The 16,619-nt window shown below is 40.4% G+C and carries 17 protein-coding genes and 1 riboswitch; of the genes, 1 reads left to right on the top strand and 16 read right to left on the bottom strand.

Annotation, left to right across the window (positions count from 1 at the left end):
* The 11 genes from ptsP to MHI58_RS06650 all read right to left on the bottom strand — a co-directional run bounded on the left by ptsP (position 1) and on the right by MHI58_RS06650 (position 13,113).
* The gene (gene ptsP, locus MHI58_RS06700; RefSeq protein WP_008348058.1) at positions 1–1,719 is read right to left on the bottom strand and encodes a phosphoenolpyruvate--protein phosphotransferase; all 1,719 of its coding nucleotides are present in this window, start codon (positions 1,717–1,719) and stop codon (positions 1–3) included.
* Positions 1,719–1,985, bottom strand: coding sequence for a phosphocarrier protein HPr (locus MHI58_RS06695; RefSeq protein ID WP_045035140.1), 267 nt, complete (start codon positions 1,983–1,985; stop codon positions 1,719–1,721). The genes ptsP and MHI58_RS06695 overlap by 1 nt, the downstream gene beginning before the upstream one ends.
* 93 nt (positions 1,986–2,078) lie before the next feature.
* Positions 2,079–4,178, bottom strand: coding sequence for a glucose-specific PTS transporter subunit IIBC (gene ptsG / locus MHI58_RS06690; RefSeq protein WP_024719659.1), 2,100 nt, complete (start codon positions 4,176–4,178; stop codon positions 2,079–2,081).
* A 202-nt stretch (positions 4,179–4,380) separates the two neighbouring features.
* Entirely contained in the window at positions 4,381–5,235 is an 855-nt protein-coding gene (locus tag MHI58_RS06685) for a transcription antiterminator (RefSeq protein ID WP_017359435.1), read from the bottom strand.
* 55 nt (positions 5,236–5,290) lie between these two features.
* A complete protein-coding gene (locus tag MHI58_RS06680; protein ID WP_045035139.1) occupies positions 5,291–6,280 on the bottom strand; it encodes a LacI family DNA-binding transcriptional regulator in 990 nt (329 codons plus the stop codon).
* Positions 6,281–6,572: 292 nt separating this feature from the next.
* Complete coding sequence (locus MHI58_RS06675) at positions 6,573–7,667, bottom strand: Xaa-Pro peptidase family protein (RefSeq protein WP_045035138.1); 1,095 nt, start codon at positions 7,665–7,667, stop codon at positions 6,573–6,575.
* Between the two features lie 104 nt (positions 7,668–7,771).
* A complete protein-coding gene (locus tag MHI58_RS06670; protein ID WP_045035137.1) occupies positions 7,772–9,691 on the bottom strand; it encodes a heavy metal translocating P-type ATPase in 1,920 nt (639 codons plus the stop codon).
* A 294-nt stretch (positions 9,692–9,985) separates the two neighbouring features.
* Entirely contained in the window at positions 9,986–10,474 is a 489-nt protein-coding gene (gene stoA, locus MHI58_RS06665) for an endospore biogenesis thiol-disulfide oxidoreductase StoA (protein ID WP_045035136.1), read from the bottom strand.
* A gap of 54 nt (positions 10,475–10,528) precedes the next feature.
* Positions 10,529–11,845, bottom strand: a complete 1,317-nt coding sequence (locus tag MHI58_RS06660) for a polysaccharide biosynthesis protein (protein WP_045035135.1) — start codon at positions 11,843–11,845, stop codon at positions 10,529–10,531.
* Positions 11,846–11,958: 113 nt separating this feature from the next.
* Complete coding sequence (locus tag MHI58_RS06655) at positions 11,959–12,612, bottom strand: cell wall hydrolase (protein ID WP_045035134.1); 654 nt, start codon at positions 12,610–12,612, stop codon at positions 11,959–11,961.
* A gap of 306 nt (positions 12,613–12,918) precedes the next feature.
* Positions 12,919–13,113, bottom strand: coding sequence for a hypothetical protein (locus tag MHI58_RS06650; RefSeq protein ID WP_045035133.1), 195 nt, complete (start codon positions 13,111–13,113; stop codon positions 12,919–12,921).
* Positions 13,114–13,280: 167 nt separating this feature from the next.
* Between MHI58_RS06650 and MHI58_RS06645 the strand changes: the two genes are divergently transcribed.
* Positions 13,281–13,469, top strand: a complete 189-nt coding sequence (locus MHI58_RS06645) for a DUF2187 family protein (protein WP_003211747.1) — start codon at positions 13,281–13,283, stop codon at positions 13,467–13,469.
* Positions 13,470–13,593: 124 nt separating this feature from the next.
* Here the strand turns inward: MHI58_RS06645 and MHI58_RS06640 are convergent, their stop codons facing one another.
* The 5 genes from MHI58_RS06640 to queC all read right to left on the bottom strand — a co-directional run bounded on the left by MHI58_RS06640 (position 13,594) and on the right by queC (position 16,405).
* The gene (locus tag MHI58_RS06640) at positions 13,594–13,812 is read right to left on the bottom strand and encodes a hypothetical protein (protein ID WP_017367128.1); all 219 of its coding nucleotides are present in this window, start codon (positions 13,810–13,812) and stop codon (positions 13,594–13,596) included.
* A 258-nt stretch (positions 13,813–14,070) separates the two neighbouring features.
* Entirely contained in the window at positions 14,071–14,568 is a 498-nt protein-coding gene (gene queF, locus MHI58_RS06635) for a preQ(1) synthase (protein ID WP_003211403.1), read from the bottom strand.
* Between the two features lie 15 nt (positions 14,569–14,583).
* Positions 14,584–15,315, bottom strand: a complete 732-nt coding sequence (gene queE / locus MHI58_RS06630; protein ID WP_368004401.1) for a 7-carboxy-7-deazaguanine synthase QueE — start codon at positions 15,313–15,315, stop codon at positions 14,584–14,586.
* A complete protein-coding gene (queD, locus tag MHI58_RS06625; protein ID WP_039169139.1) occupies positions 15,308–15,748 on the bottom strand; it encodes a 6-carboxytetrahydropterin synthase QueD in 441 nt (146 codons plus the stop codon). Before queD ends, queE begins: the two co-directional genes overlap by 8 nt.
* The gene (gene queC / locus MHI58_RS06620) at positions 15,749–16,405 is read right to left on the bottom strand and encodes a 7-cyano-7-deazaguanine synthase QueC (protein ID WP_008348090.1); all 657 of its coding nucleotides are present in this window, start codon (positions 16,403–16,405) and stop codon (positions 15,749–15,751) included.
* Between the two features lie 159 nt (positions 16,406–16,564).
* Positions 16,565–16,609, bottom strand: a riboswitch (PreQ1 riboswitch).
* Between the last annotated feature and the right edge of the window lie 10 nt (positions 16,610–16,619).

Here is a 16,619-nt window from a genome sequence, read left to right as displayed (position 1 = left end):
CTAGTTATGTTGAAACGTTTTTTTCACGAAATCAACCACTTCTTCAGTTGTGCTCAGTGATAAGATATGCTCTTTAAATGATGCAGCTTCTTCCTTAGAAAGCTTGCTTAACTGCGTTCTTGCTGGAAGAATCGATGTTGCGCTCATTGAAAATTCATCTAATCCTAATCCAAGTAAGAGCGGGATTGCGATTTCATCTCCTGCCATCTCACCGCACATGCCAACCCATTTACCTTCTTTATGCGCTGCTTCAATCACAAGCGTTATGAGGCGTAAAATAGCTGGATTGTATGGCTGGTAAAGATAAGACACTCGTTCGTTCATTCGATCAGCAGCCATTGTGTATTGAATCAAATCATTTGTTCCAATACTGAAGAAATCTACTTCTTTTGCAAATTGATCTGCGATAACAGCTGTTGATGGAATTTCTACCATCATTCCGATTTCAATGGAATCAGATACTTCTGTACCAGCAGCAACCAATGCTTCTTTTTCTTCAAGTAAAATAGCTTTTGCTTCTCTAAATTCTGATAACGTCGCGATCATAGGGAACATGATTTTCAAGTTTCCATATGTACTTGCACGAAGTAACGCGCGTAGCTGTGTTCTGAAAATCTCCTGCTCTTCAAGGCAAAGGCGGATCGCTCTATAGCCAAGGAACGGGTTCATTTCTTTTGGAAGCTGCAAGTAAGGAAGTTCTTTATCGCCACCAATATCTAGTGTGCGGACAACCACTGCTTTGCCTTCCATCTTCTCTAAAACGGTTTTATACGCATCGAACTGCTCTTCTTCTGTTGGGAGCTGATCTCTGCCCATGTATAAAAATTCTGTACGGTACAATCCAACTGCTTCGCCGCCATTTTCAAGTACACCTTTCACATCTTCAGGTGTTCCAATATTCGCAGCTAACTCTACGTGAACGCCGTCTTTTGTGACCGTTGGCTGGTCAACAAGTTTCGCCCATTCCGCTTTTTGAGCTAAGTAGTCTTCATGCTTTTTTTGATACGCTTTCACTTCATCTTCAGAAGGCTGAATGATGACGTCTCCACTAATACCATCAACAATGATCAGATCATTGTTTTTCACCGTTTTTGTTGCTTCTTTTGTCCCAACAACTGCTGGAATTTCCATTGATCTAGCCATAATCGCTGAGTGAGAAGTACGACCACCGATATCTGTCGCAAAACCTTTGACGAATTGTCTGTTCAGCTGAGCTGTATCAGAAGGTGTTAAATCTTCAGCAATGATAATGACTTCTTCAGAAATCATACTTGGGTTTGGAATGTCAACGCCTAGCAAATGACCAGTGACACGTTTGGTAACGTCGCGAATATCCGCTGCACGTTCTTTCATATATTCATTGTCCATTGCTTCAAACATTGTAACAAACATTGTCGCTGTTTCTTTTAAAGCAAATTCAGCATTTACTTTATCCGATGTGATTTTATCCTTCACTGGGTTGAGCAGCTCTGGATCACTTAACACAAGAAGGTGTGCAGAAAAAATATCCGCTTTATCTTGGCCAAGTTCTTTTAGCGCATGCTCTTTAATTGCTTCAAGTTCTTGCTTTGAAACATGAATTGCTTCTTCAAAGCGTTTCACTTCTGTCTCTGGATCATTGATGTCTTTTTGGTGAACTGTTAAATCTGGTTCTTCTAGACGATATGCTTTTGCAATCGCAACGCCTGCTGAAGCACCGATTCCTTTCAGTTGTTGCATTACTCGCCTAGGCCTTCATTTTTCATTGTGTCTTTTAGCGCAGCAAGTGCATCATTTTCATCAGAACCAGAAGCAGAGATTGTGATTGTAGCACCTTTCGCAATTCCTAGAGACATTACACCCATAATAGATTTCAGGTTCACTGTTTTACCATTATATTCTAAGTTGATATCAGCATCATATTTACTAGCAGTTTGTACAAGAACTGTTGCAGGACGTGCGTGAATTCCAGAATCTGCAGTTACTTTGAATGTTTGTTGAGCCATTTTTATCAATCTCCTTTTTATACATTTCATACATCCACAATATTATATCATACTGCCGAGCTTGTCATCTAACAAGAACGGCAGTTATGAAAATTATTTTGAAATTTTCATGATGTTTTCTTGGCCAGCTTTGATTTCACCGGATTCTTGAAGGTCAATAAATTGTCCTTCACTTAAGTTTGTAAATACAATTGGTGTCATTAAAGATGGTACTTCTGACTTAATTTTATCAATATCAACCTCTAAAAGTTTTTGACCGATTTCTACTTGGTCTCCCTCTTGTACAAATGCTTCAAATCCTTCTCCTTTGAGGCTGACTGTATCAATCCCGAAGTGAATCAAGATTTCAAGTCCACCATCAGACTGGAGGCCGATGGCGTGTTTTGTTGGGAACACATTTAAGATTTTTCCTCTTACTGGTGAAACCACTGTTCCCTCTTTTGGCAAGATAGCAAAACCGTCACCCATCATTTTCCCTGAGAATACTTGATCTGGCACATCTGTAATTGGATGCAGCTCCCCTGTAATTGGTGAAGCAAACGTTTCTTCCCCTTGTTCGTTTTGAAGCGGTTTTGCAATGACTTCTTCAACCTGCTGACTGACTTCTTCTTTTGCAGAAGGGTCTTTCGCTGGTCGAGGTGTGCGCCCTGCAATAATGTCTTGCATTTGTGTTTTTAAATTATCAGAGCGTGGTCCAAAGATGGCCTGGATGTTATTCCCTACTTCAAGGACACCTGAAGCGCCAAGCTTTTTCAAGCGGTCTTTATCCACTTTTTTCTGATCATTTACAGTGACACGTAAACGCGTAATACAAGCATCTAGGTGTTTAATGTTTTCTTGGTCACCCATTGCTTCAAGAATTTCATAAGGTAAGTCATCGCCTTTTCCAGATTGAGCGCTGCTTGCACCGTCAGCTGCTTCATCTTCTCGTCCTGGCGTTTTCAGATTAAACTTGCGAATCGCAAATCTGAATCCGAAGTAGTAAATGACAGCCAGTACGAGACCGACTGGAATAACAAGCCACCAAGCGGTTCTATTCGGCAGGATACCAAATAGGAAGAAGTCGATTAACCCTCCTGAGAAGGTCATCCCGATTTTCACGTTTAGAATATCCATTATCATAAAGGATAATCCAGCAAATACACAGTGAATCGCAAATAATATCGGTGCAACAAACAAGAATGAGAATTCAAGCGGTTCAGTGATCCCTGTTAGGAAAGAAGTAAGGGCCGCTGACCCCATAATTCCTGCTACAAGTTTTTTATTCTTAGGTTTTGCTTCATGGTAAATCGCAAGTGCTGCTGCTGGAAGTCCAAACATCATGAACGGATATTTCCCTGTCATGAATGTCCCGGCTGTCAGCTGAACACCATCTTTGATTTGCGCCATGAAAATACGCTGGTCACCACGGATAATATCTCCTGATAAGCTCTTATAGCTAAAAAATTCATACCAGAATGGTGCGTAGAATATGTGGTGCAGACCAAACGGAATTAATGAGCGTTCAATGACACCGAATACAAAGGCAGCTAGCGGCTCATTCGCTGCAAGCAGTCCAGTTGAAAATGAGTTCAATGCACCTTGGATTGGCGGCCAAATGACGAGCATCAAAAGCCCTAAAATAAGTGCTGAAATCGACGTAACGATTGGAACAAAACGCTTACCAGCAAAGAAGCCAAGATATTGCGGGAGCTCAATTTTGTAAAATTTATTAAACATATAAGCGGCTAATACCCCGACAATAATCCCGCCAAAAACGCCGGTAGACAAGGTCGGTATGCCGAGCATATTCACATACGCTGGATGACTTTCCTTAAAGAACTTAGCCAATTTGATTGAATCGGATGGAATGGAACCGTTGGCCATTAATACGGCACTCATCGTTACGTTCATGACAAGGTAACCGATAATCGCGGCAATCCCTGCCACACCGTCTCCATTGGCAAGACCGATGGCAACCCCTACAGCAAATAGGAGTGGAAGATTCGAGAAGACAATATTCCCCGCATTCTCCATAACACTAGCAACAAGCTGAATTGTATCATTGCTTAAAAATTGAGCGACATCAATCAGCTGCGGATTTTGCATCGCATTTCCGAGTGCTAGTAGAATACCAGCAGCAGGAAGGATCGCAACTGGAAGCATAAGTGCTCGTCCAATTTTTTGCAACACACCAAAAAGTGATTTAAACACTGGTTGAACCTCCTTTTGTTTTCGCTTACAACATGCATTTCAATTACACACTGACGTACATTTCATAATTAACCGTTTACATTTCACTTTCGGAACACAAAAAAGGCATGGTGATATAAGGTTGCGCAAATAACAGGATCTTATCCTGTATTTACCTTAAGTCACTCATGCCTGATCGAATCAGTTACACGTTTCAAGGAAACTATGAAATTTTATTCGTCAATCTGTACAGGTGAAGTGTCAAATAGACAGCTTCGGCATCTTGTACAGGCTTTTTCAATGCATGTTGCAAAATTTTGATCATTTTCCAAGCAGTATTGTAGCATAAAGGATATTCATTTTTCAATAGATGAAGCAACTTTTCTGGCTCCTCTAATGATTCTTCCCGTTTAATACGCTCAATCGAAAACGTAATATGGCGCAGTAAGCGTAAATAATGAATACTTTCTCTATCTACTTTCATATGAAATGCATCTTCTATGACTTGGACCATTTGTGTCATGAGCTGCGAATGACGGTTGACCTCGGATAAAGGCCGGTTCGTTAAAGCAGAGTGAATGTGGAGCGCAATAAACCCAATCTCTCCTTCGGGCAGCTTTGTTTCAACATCTGGCCTCGCATTTATCAGTTCCACGACTTCCTTTGCGACCTCGTATTCTTTCGGGTATAAGGATTTCGTTTCAAGCATAAAAGGATTGGTGATATCATAGCCTTGCTTAACTCGCTTAAAACTAAAGGCAATATGATCTGTCAGCGCAATATGAATATGCTCATTTAAACGATGCCCCATTTTTTCTCGTATATGATAAATGACGTCATTGGCAAGCTCAATCATGTCCTCATTAATGTGGTGCAGCAATTGTTTGTATTCTGTTTGCTCTTTTGTATTCTTTAACACAAACATTTTCTCAAATGCCGCTTGATCGAGAACGTCACCCGATTTTTTCCCAAAGCCGATCCCTTTATCAATCAGGACCACTTCGCCTAAAGAAGGGTGTTTTGCGATGATGACATTATTATTTAACGCTTTATCAACGGTGAAGGATTCCATGAACATCCCCACCTCCTTCTTATTCAATCCTTCTTATCGTACAAAACAGATGAAACGTGCGTCAACGATTGTTTTTCAAAATAGTCGTTGTGCGCTCAACGAGTCGATATGAAAGCACCCTTTTTTCTGGTGCCTCACCTTGTAACACTCGATTAAACAAGTCAAATGCTTCCTGCCCCATTTGTTTGAGGGGAATGTCTATACTAGAAATCCCCAATGCTTCACTCAATTGATCGTTTTGAAAGCCAAGTATAGCTGGTGATTCTCCAACGTTTATTTGGTGACGCTGTGCCTCTAGTAAAAAACCTGCTGAGACATCATCGTTTGTAATCAGTAAGGCTGTCGGACGATTTTTCATCTCTTTCCATTCTGTAAATAATTGCTTGCCATCAAAAATGGTTAGTTTTCCTTCAATGACCCAGTCCTCATCAATGTCCTGCCCAAGCGACCGCATCATTTCTTGATAAGTCTGAATTCGAACTTGGCTATTTTCCCCTTCTGTTCTAGCAAGAACGATTGCGATTCGCTCATGACCGCATGCCGCTAAGTGTTCAAGCCCTTCCTTAAAAGCCTGATCATGCGCAATCGATACCGATGAACATGTATCATGCGGAGTAGGATGACAAAAGATAATAGGACCAGATTCCTGCCACTTTAAAATGTCTCGATCACTTAACGCATTTGAGCAAAAGATTAAACCATCCACACGCTGCTCTTTTAAGCTCATTAATGCTTCTTTTTCCTTTAATGGGTCATATCCTGTTTGAAACAATGCAAAATGCATTTCGCACTCCTGTGCTTTCTCTGCAATCCCTGTGACAATTCCGCTGAAATAGGAGTGATCAATTGTCGGAAGTACAATTCCAAGCATATTGGAATAGCCCTTTGCTAAATGCACTGCCTGAATATTCCGTGTATATTTGAGCTCTTTCATCGCACTAAGTACGCGCTCTCGCTTTTCTTCTTTGACATAAGGATGATCATTCATCACTCGTGATACGGTGGTAACAGATACACCCGCTCTTTTCGCAATATCCCTTATGTTAGGCATTTTTTCTCCTACTTTCTCTTGATATGGTAAGCGTTTCATACTTTAAGATGTATGTGAGCTGAACAAATCACTGGGTGGAAAGGGGAATTCAAGATGGGTATTATCATATGGATCATATTATGTTTGACTATTTTGTTTTCTGCTCGATTCGCACTACATCCTTCAGGAAAAGAACATAAAATCAAGCCGTTTCAATCAATTGATGATTTTTTTGTTGATAAGGATCGCAAAGAGTGACAAAAAAATCACGATGACGCTCCCAATACTTGGACGTTCATCGTGATTTTTTTCATTACTTGATGATCGTCAACTCTTTTGGATAATTGGTTAAGGTGACTGGGCCATCTTTTGTAATGAGAACATCGTCTTCAATTCTAACCCCGCCGACTCCTGGTACATAAATACCCGGCTCGATCGTATAGACCATCCCTTCTTTTAGAAGGTCATCATTTGCTTGACTCATAGAAGGGAACTCATGTACAGAAACCCCGAGTCCATGCCCTAGACGATGCGGGAAGTATTCGCCATATCCTGCTTCTGCGATCAGCCCTCTTGCTTTTAAGTCAAGGTCACCAATTCTCACACCCGGCTGGCTCATATCAAGTGCTGCCAATTCGGCTTTCAAGACGGTGTTGTAAATATCTTTTTGTTGTTCAGACGCTTCTTGATAAATGAAGGTTCTTGTAATATCTGAACAATAGCCATCCACAATCACGCCGAGGTCAAATAAAACAAAATCACCTTTTTTCAAGGCTGCCTGCCCCGGATTTCCATGAGGTTCTCCTGATTTTTCTCCGAATAGTACCATGGTTGAAAAGGACATGCCCTGAACGCCTTTTTTCTTCAGTTCATATTCGATGACAGCAAGAACCTCGGTTTCCGTCACCCCTTCTTTTAGGGCATGAACCCCAATTTTGACGCCTTCGTCTGCCAATTGAGCAGCTTTTTTCAATGTTTCAATTTCAGCTTCGTCTTTAATTAGTCTTAGCTGATTGAGCACATCTTCTGCCCGGACAAATGTTTCTGCCCCAGTGACAGCTTGGAGCTGCTCTGCTCTTTGCAAAGGAATGGATTCTTTTTCAATCGCTAGGCGAGTCGCTTTTACTCCTCGTTTTTCTAGTGCCTTTTGTATGAAATCAAAGGGGTTTTCATGGTCTTCATATCCAATGAGATCTCCAGCCCATCCCGCATTTTTTGCTTGCTCAACTTCCATCTTAGGCAAAATGAAAAATGGATCTGCTTCCTCAAAAACAAACAGCCCCATCACTCTTTCATGCGGCTCTGTGAAGTATCCAGATAGATAGAATACATTCTCCTTTGTATGTATAAATGCACCTTGAATGTCTTTTTTCTTAAGCCAAGAAGACAAGTTTTTCATTCGATTCATCGTGATCCTCCTCACACGTTTGACTACTGATCTATTGTATCAGTTTTCACTGTATTTCGCACAAAAGCGCACTGACCTAAAGCCAGTGCGCTTTTATGATTTGCTTAAGAAGCACGAAGCAAACGAAGTCCGTTTAAAATAACCAAAATCGTACTGCCTTCATGTCCAATGACACCAAAAGGTAAATCAAGTACTTGTAAGAAATTCGCACAGATTAACAAACAAATAACTGTTAATGAAAAGATGATGTTTTGTTTAATGATTCGGTTCATTTTTCTTGAAAGACGGATCATCTTTGTCAGATTGTTTAAGTTATTTTTCATTAAAATGAGGTCTGCTGTTTCTAAAGCAACATCGGTGCCTCCGCCCATTGCGACGCCAACATCCGCTGTGGCGAGTGCAGGTGCATCATTGATTCCATCTCCGACCATAATGATCGAATCACCTTGTTTTTTCAGTTGATTGACTTCGTGTACCTTTTCATCTGGAAGACATTCAGCGACAACGGTTTGGATGCCTGCTTCCTCTGCAATCGCTTCAGCTGTTTTTTGCTGATCCCCTGTGAGCATAACGGTTTGGATGCCTAAATCATTCAGCTCCTGAATCATTTTTTTAGCTTCAGGTCTGATTTGATCTTTCAAACCGAGACAGCCGACGACTTCTTGATTTTTTTGAACATAGACAACTGTATATCCTTTGGATGAAAGAACATCACCATTCTCTTCAATGTCACGATCCATTGAAGCTTTTCCGGCAAAATCTTTCTTCCCAATCCGCCATGTGTCCTCATTTAATTGTGCTTCCACACCAAAACCTGATGTTTCTTCAATGGTTACGTGGGCTGCCCGCTCTGTATGATGCTCTTTTGCCATATCAGAAATGGCTTTAGCTAATGGATGGTTTGACTGACTTTCAATTTGATAGAGCGCTTGATAAAAGGTCGATTCATCTTGCCCTTTTGTCAAGACCACTTTTTCAACAGCTGGTTTTCCACTTGTAATCGTACCCGTTTTATCAAATGCAATCATCGTACTTGTGCCCAGTTTTTCTAAAAAGACACTTCCTTTTACAAGCATACCGTTTCTTGCACCGTTTGAGATGAGTGAAAGAGCTGCTGGCATAATTGAGGCAACAAGTGCACAAGGCGAGGCAACCACCATAAACACCATCGCACGGTAAAACGTTTCACTCATGCTCCAGCCAAGTACAAAATGAGGCAGGAACATTAAAATCGCTACAGTGATGAGCACACCTTTTACATATGCACCTTCAAATTTTTCAATAAACGCTTGGCTTGGCGATACACTTTCTTGTGCAGATTCCACCAGCTTAATGATTTTATGAAAAAGTGTTTCTTCATTATGTTTTGTTACTTCTACTGTTAATGAACCATTTAAATTCACTGTTCCTGCAAACACATCTTCCCCTTGCCCTTTTTCCTGAGGCACCGATTCACCCGTTAAGGCAGATTCGTCTACACTTGTTCTTCCGCTCATGATCACACCATCTGCTGCAATTCGTTCGCCCGCTTTGATTAAAATACGGTCGCCTGGTGTAAGTGAAGAAGCAGCGATTTGGATGGTGGTGCCATCTTCTTCAATTAAAGTGGCTTCATCTGGAGCGATACTCATTAAGGCCGTTAAGTCTTTTTTACTTTTATTTGACGTATACGTTTCTAGCGCACCGCTAAGCGAAAAAATAAAAATTAAAATGGCGCCCTCTGCCCAGTAGCCAATGATCGCTGAGCCTATCGCAGCAAATATCATTAAAAGTTCTACATTTAATGTCTTGGATGAAATGGTTTCTTCAATTCCTTCCTTTGCCTTTGCAAAACCACCAATAACAAAAGCAAGAATGAAAAGAGGAATACTCCACATCGTTTCATCCTTTAGAAACCATCCAATCAAGATGAGAATCCCCGAAATACCTGCTGCGATTAATTCTCCGTGCTGTGCCCATTTTTGAAAGAGCGAGTTGGATCCCTTTTGATCTGTCGTTTGATAAAGTGCTGTATTCTCATTCATGATTACTTTCTCCTCTCTAATTGATAATGATTTTCACATTATCAATCGTTGCCCGTTCCGTTTATCATCTATATTTTCTGCTATTTCAAGCTTTTTATAGGTCTGTAACTCATTATAACAGGTTCTGATCAATTTTCAATTAATAATTATTATAATTTCTTTTTGATAATAATTATCATTATTAGTGTCCGACATTTCTTCCTCTTTCTGAGCACATTTTATTCATCTGAAAGGTAATTGAACACAAAAAAGAACCAACGGATCGCCCATTGGTTCTTACAGAAAGCTTGTGTTCTACGAATTTGTCCACTCTTTGATTTGTTTTTTCGTCAGCGGACCTACATGGTTTTTGACCACTTCACCCTTTTCATTGATGAAAAAAGTCGTTGGGATCGTAATAATTTGGTATTTCTTCATCATTTCTCCGTGTTCATCGAGAACGATCGGAAATGTAAACTTTCTGTCTTTCACAAATTGGGCAACTGCATGCTTGCTTTGCTCAGCACCAAGTAAATTCACAGTCAGTATGTCTACATCACTTTGATTTTCTTTTACGATCTGTTCAAAGGCTGGCAGCTCCATTTTGCAGGACGGGCACCACGTTGTCCAAAAATGCAGAATGGTCCGCTTCCCTTTCACCGGGATCACCTGCGTTTCACCTGTTAATGTAGGAGCTTCTATCCTCGGCGCCATGACAGGCTCTTTTGCTTCAGCCTCTATGTTCATCAGAAATAAAAGAAGGGTCATCACGAGAAGACTGGCGGGTAGATATTTACGATTCATCAGCATCTTCCTTCTTGATTTTCCTATAGCTTGCCCGCTAGCCGCACATGACATTCAAGCTTTTTTCAATGTAAGAAACATGGAGACGCCGAGTTCCTTGCAAATCGTTGCATAATGCAGAGCCGTTAAAAGCAGCATCCCCGTGTTCATTCCTAAGATAACGCCCATCATATTTAAGGATTCGATGGATCCTAGAAAATACACCATAGAGAACGACACCACGTGCACCCATATATTATGTAGGAACACATCTTTAATGAGACCCATACCAATTAAGCACGCTTGAAACGGCATGACGAACAGGTGGCATAAGAAATAAGGCCATAGCAGCTGCAAGTAGACGGCTGCTTGAGGTGAGTCAAAAAAGAGCTGCGTGAGCGGATAAGCGAAATAATACATGATCATCACGGCTGGCACCCCATAGCCAAACGTAATGAGAATCGCTTGTCTGACACGTTTTTTCACGAGATTATAATGCCCCAAGGCATAGGCTTCTGATACATTCGGAATCATCACAATCATAATGGAATGAGCGATAAACGCCGGAAAAAAACCGATCGACATCGCTACGCCAGCAAGCATTCCGTAATGATCAACAGCAAGCGTACCAGAAATGCCCGCTGCAACGAGGGCTCCTTTGATCAAAAACGGTTCAATCGCATTGGCAATGGCATGAAAGATACGCATACCTGTTGTCGGAATGGAGACTGCTAACAAACGTTTTCTGACGTCAATTCCTCTTAACTCAACCGATCTGACATTCACAGCATTTTTCGCCATGACGTATTGGGAATATAAATAGATAAAGACGACGAGATCACTTGCAACAATCACACCAATCGCGATAAGCACCGCTGTTTCAATATCAAACGAATACCAATGAAAAAACAAAAACAAACAGATAAGCTGGATCGTTTTTTTCAGCATATTGGCTAGAGCAATTCTACCCATTTGCTGCTTGCCCATAAAATAGCCGCGTGCAATGGACGTAAATGCGATGATTGGAATAAGTGACAGAACCAAGCCCTTCATCAGCGGATGATACGATTGAAATACAGGAATGAAAGGCAGTACAATGGCTGCTATTGTCGTTGTTGTGCATGTCACCACAAGCGTCATTTTAAATGCATGGCGAAGCATACTTTTATGAAGCCGCTCATGCGATTCTGCAATGAATTTAGAAATAGAGACTGGCAGCTCTAAGCTGGCGATCACAAGCACAAGCATGATGATGGGAAGGATGCTCATATATAAACCCATTCCATGTTCTCCAAGCTCTCTCGCTAAAATCATATTGACTAAAAACTCGATACACTCAGCAATGAAAGCTGCGACAGATAGCAGAATGACCCCTTTTACAAATCGATTCATGTAGCCTCCCCTTGTCTAAAAGCAAATTCTTTTCACATTCTATGAGACAAGTCCTGAAAATATTTTAATAATTGAAGACAAAAAAACAGCGACTGATTGATCGCTGCTTTTCTTTACACTGCAAACACGTGACGGCCAATGCGTTCTACAATTTTACGAGAACGAATCCAGTTATCTGTCGCCGTTTTTGGATTATAAAAATAAATCGCCTTTGTTGTTCTGTCATCTTCTTTGACAACCTGCTTCACAGCTTTTACGGAATCCTGGTCTGCCTTATCATTGATACTTCCATTTGATACGGGCTGGAAGGCATTTCGCTGATAAATCACGCCTCTGACACTGTCAGGAAAAGAGCGGTGTTCCACGCGGTTTAAGACGACGCTTGCTACAGCTTTTTTCCCTGCGTAAGATTCACCTTTTGCTTCGGCATGTACCAACCGAGAAAGCAAGTCCATTTCTTCATTAGAATAGTGTGATTGATTTCTTGAGCTTGCTGGCTTTGCCGTTTCCTTTTTCTTCGGCTTCGGTTTTGATGCCTTCTCCTCTGTTGACGTGCTTAGCATTTTCACTTTCGGCTGATGTTTCTCCTCTGAAAACGCTGGAATCACGGTATGCTTATTATCTTGATCTATATATGAAAGCTGATGCTTTTCAGGTGCTTGTTCAAGTTTCTGACTTAATGTGCCCTCTTGCTCTTGTATATTGTCCATCTTGATCGCTGAGATGAGCATAAGGATGGCAAAAAGAGCTGTATGAATTTTGATCATTCGCCTCATTCCTCCCTTAATTAATGTAGGCCGTAAGATACTTGTCCACTCTAACAAGAGCTTCTTCTATTTTCACGCACAAAGATTTTCATGCCTGTCCAAATTCCGTCATTAAATGGCATGTCCTAGTTGAAATACGCACGAACTGGTAATGTAAGCGTTTAATATAGTCTCTTTTTAGCCTATAATCATCCTTATGCTCCTGATTATGGGTTATTACATTTTCTTTTCATATGTATCAAGCTGGTTTGAAGTGTGACAAAAGAACCAAAATAAAAAGCTTTTTCTCATGAATGAGAAAAAGCTTTAGCTTCTTGCTTCTTTAAGATATTCAAAAATAACATCTCCACCATGCTTGGCGATTCCGCGAAAATGTTTAAAATCATCTTGATTGACCAATACAGAACGAAATGTTAAAAAATCATCCTTTTGAATGGTCACTTGTTTTTCAATACCATTCCGTAATGATTCTAGTATTGTGTTGATGTGTTCTTCAGTCAAAAAAATCGCTCCTTTTCAGCCTTGATCAAATATTAAATATACCATTCGTTTTCAAAGCGTACAACGAAAACGAAAGAAAAACGTCTTTATCCTTTACATTGGTATGAAAATATTGCAAAATACTTTTTAATAGGGAATGAAATCTGTTTTTAAAGGAGAGGGATCGGTTGAAGATTGCAAAAATTGGGAATGTGATCGAATTTAGAAATGGTTTAACAGGTGTAGTTGAAAAAGTGAATGAAAACTCTGTTATTGTGGATGTCACCATTATGGACAACTATAGAGATTTAGAACTGGATTCACTAACAGTCGTTAATCATAAAAACTATAAAATCATCAAAGACTCCGTACATTAATTTGCAATCCTCAATTCAGACTACCGTTACATAAAGATATACACAGCAAAGCTGACTCGTGTGACAGCTCTGTTCTCTTTTGACCATCACATATGAAAAAGGCTGACAACCATTTAAAGTGGCGTCAGTCTTTTTGCGCGTGAAAGGTTTGCATTTCCGCTTTTGTTTTGTACATATCAACTTCTTCAGGTGTTATCACGCCTTTATCAATTAAAAGGGCGATCACTCCAAGTAATGTGGAGGCACTCCATTTATATCGTTCTTTGTTTTGATGTTCAAGCATCTGAAGCTCTTCCCTTAATTCCATTAGCAGCTTCTCTGTTTTGTCTTCTTTGTTTGCCAACACAAACGCCTCCATTTTCATTCGCTCGTTTCAATTTTATCTTAAAGTAAATATATGAAGAATAAAAGCATGATACACCTTTACAAACATACGTTCTGTCGTGTATACTATACATACGAGCTGGTAGCCCCCAGCCGTCCTAGCAAGTTCTATTCCTATTGGTATGAGAAGAGTGACATGACTCTTCTCTTTTTTTATGTGACATCATAATCTATTCCATAAAAAAAGACATGTCATCCACATGTCTTTTCTTATTTATTAGCGATTATCAATCGTTTCTGGATACATATCGTGATTCATCATACGATACGATGCCATCTCTTCATACTTTGTCCCAGGTTTTCCGTAGTTCGTATACGGATCAATTGAAATACCGCCTCTTGGTGTAAATTTGCCCCATACTTCGATATATCTTGGGTCCATTAATTCAATGAGGTCGTTCATGATAATATTCATACAATCCTCATGGAAGTCACCGTGGTTACGGAAGCTGAACAAATATAATTTTAATGATTTACTTTCGACCATGATTTCATTTGGGATGTAGCTGATATACACAGTCGCAAAATCTGGCTGCCCTGTTTGCGGGCAAAGTGATGTGAATTCTGGGCAGTTGAATTTCACAAAATAATCTCTATTCGTATGTTTATTCGGGAACGTTTCAAGCACTTGTGGTGCATAGTCAAACAAGTAATTGGTCCCCTGGTTTCCTAGTAAAGTGACACCTTCTAATTCTTCTGGTTTTCTTGTCGTCATTTTGTTTCTTCCTTTCTATACGCCTCGTTTATTTCCCCACAATAGCGTGTGCAGTTGTGGTAAGACTCTCACACGATTCAAATCAGGGTCTTGCGCTACTTGATCTACAAGCATTTCGTATTTCTTTAATAAGTGCGTCAATAGGTACGCATCATCAGCTGTTGTTGTATCATCATTTCCCACCTGCAAATAAAAGGGGAGTTCTGGGTATTTCGCATGAACATCCTTTGCATAGGCTAGATCAAGATCATCAAAGATCACGACCTTCAGGCTTGCATGTTGCAATCTGTTTCCATTTTTCAATTCATCTATCATACGTGTAAGTTTCGTAAAATCTGTTTTCATATTTGAACTTGGTGGTTTTGGAGAAATGGTTAAATCATCTATCTTCAAAAACCAATCTTGATACATCGTTCCCTGCGTTTCAAGCGCCGTATCAATTCCTTCTTCATGCAATAAATCAATAAGTGATTCCATTTGTTTTAAAAGCGCAGGATTCCCACCTGAAATGGTGACATGAGAAAAAGCCTTTCCACCTATTCTCTTCAGCTCTTTTACAATGTCCTCTGCCTGAAGCCACTGAATATCATGCTTAGCTGATCCATCCCATGTAAAAGATGAATCACACCAGCTGCAAGAGTAGTCACAGCCAGCCGTTCTGACAAACATGGTTTTTTGGCCAATGACCATTCCTTCTCCTTGAATGGTTGGACCAAAGATTTCTAAGACAGGAATCGCTTTAGTCATTGAGCTCAACTCGTTTCGGACGGTAAATGCAGTAGCTTGTTGGTGTCTCTCTGACAAAAACTTGAACACATACTGGTTTGTTCGCTAAAGTCGATAAATATGCTGCGACTTTATCATACACAGTCTTTGCGACAACCTCAGTGGTTGGCATCGCGTATGGATCATTTGATGAGAATTCTTCATGGTCATTGAGCAGTGTATGGTCGTACTGTCCATGAATGAGTTTTTTTAGCGTGCTAAAATTCACAAGGAAACCTGAATCATCTAGATGATCTCCTGCAATCGTAATGTTAATCGTATACGTATGACCATGTACGCGGCTACAAGCGCCAGCATCTTCTCTCGGGATAAAATGGGCTGCCGATACATGCATATCTTTATTTAATTCAAACGAAAATGGATGATTCGTCTGTGGATAGATTTGAGAAAGCATTTAGTTCGCCTCCTTCATGTCCATATAAGTGTCATAGCCATTTTTCCGAAGCTTACATGCAGGACATTCCCCGCAGCCATCAGAAATGATGCCATTATAGCAAGTGAGTGTTTCATTTTTCACAAAATCTAGCGCATTCAGTTCATCAGCCAGCTTCCACGTTTCAGCTTTATTCAGCCACATGAGCGGCGTATGGATGACAAATGGTTTTTCCATTGCCAAATTCACGGTGACGTTACAAGATTTCACAAACTCATCTCGACAATCTGGGTAGCCGCTAAAGTCTGTCTCGCACACACCCGTAATAATATGACGTGCTCCAATTTGATACGCAAGAATGGATGCAAAGGATAAGAAAACTAAGTTTCTCCCCGGAACAAATGTGGAAGGCAGTTCTCCTTCTTTTTCTTCAATATCAATGTCATCTCTTGTTAAGGCATTGGGTGCAAGCTGATTTAAAAGAGACATATCTAATAGATGATTTTTCACACCTAGCTTGTCAGCAATTCTTTTGGCGACATCAATTTCTTCTTGATGACGCTGATTATAATGAAAGGTTACCGTTTCAACCTCTTTAAATTGTTGAAGTGCCCATAGTAAACATGTCGTACTGTCCTGTCCCCCGCTAAAGACAACGACCGCTTTTTCATTTTTCATTTTTCCTTTTCCTCCTTTTGCAGACCCGTACCTCCGCACAAAGCTGCATCTGAAAGGTTCATGAAAACCCCTATTTTTCTCAAAAGAAAAGACACCTTTACATGTGTATGAGGTGTCCCAGCCATAAAAAATAAAAAATGCCACATCCAAGGATACGGCAAGTCCTTAGTTTTTTATAGAGGGTTTTGCTAGAACCTCTCCCGTTTTCACGGAT

It is taken from the genome of Bacillus sp. FSL K6-2869 (assembly GCF_040869405.1).
In the GTDB taxonomy this organism is placed as follows: domain Bacteria; phylum Bacillota; class Bacilli; order Bacillales; family Bacillaceae; genus Bacillus; species Bacillus altitudinis.
Note: the sequence above shows the minus strand (reverse complement) of the source record. Positions and strands in the feature narration are given on the sequence as shown.

What these genes read in the sequence shown, in the direction of transcription:
- ptsP (WP_008348058.1), bottom strand. Translation starts at nt 1,719, where the DNA reads ATGCAACAACTGAAAGGAATCGGTGCTTCAGCAGGCGTTGCGATTGCA.
- MHI58_RS06695 (WP_045035140.1), bottom strand. Translation starts at nt 1,985, where the DNA reads ATGGCTCAACAAACATTCAAAGTAACTGCAGATTCTGGAATTCACGCA.
- MHI58_RS06685 (WP_017359435.1), bottom strand. Translation starts at nt 5,235, where the DNA reads ATGTTCATGGAATCCTTCACCGTTGATAAAGCGTTAAATAATAATGTC.
- MHI58_RS06680 (WP_045035139.1), bottom strand. Translation starts at nt 6,280, where the DNA reads ATGCCTAACATAAGGGATATTGCGAAAAGAGCGGGTGTATCTGTTACC.
- MHI58_RS06675 (WP_045035138.1), bottom strand. Translation starts at nt 7,667, where the DNA reads ATGAATCGAATGAAAAACTTGTCTTCTTGGCTTAAGAAAAAAGACATT.
- MHI58_RS06670 (WP_045035137.1), bottom strand. Translation starts at nt 9,691, where the DNA reads ATGAATGAGAATACAGCACTTTATCAAACGACAGATCAAAAGGGATCC.
- stoA (WP_045035136.1), bottom strand. Translation starts at nt 10,474, where the DNA reads ATGAATCGTAAATATCTACCCGCCAGTCTTCTCGTGATGACCCTTCTT.
- MHI58_RS06660 (WP_045035135.1), bottom strand. Translation starts at nt 11,845, where the DNA reads ATGAATCGATTTGTAAAAGGGGTCATTCTGCTATCTGTCGCAGCTTTC.
- MHI58_RS06655 (WP_045035134.1), bottom strand. Translation starts at nt 12,612, where the DNA reads ATGATCAAAATTCATACAGCTCTTTTTGCCATCCTTATGCTCATCTCA.
- queF (WP_003211403.1), bottom strand. Translation starts at nt 14,568, where the DNA reads ATGACGACAAGAAAACCAGAAGAATTAGAAGGTGTCACTTTACTAGGA.
- queE (WP_368004401.1), bottom strand. Translation starts at nt 15,315, where the DNA reads ATGACTAAAGCGATTCCTGTCTTAGAAATCTTTGGTCCAACCATTCAA.
- queD (WP_039169139.1), bottom strand. Translation starts at nt 15,748, where the DNA reads ATGCTTTCTCAAATCTATCCACAGACGAATCATCCATTTTCGTTTGAA.
- queC (WP_008348090.1), bottom strand. Translation starts at nt 16,405, where the DNA reads ATGAAAAATGAAAAAGCGGTCGTTGTCTTTAGCGGGGGACAGGACAGT.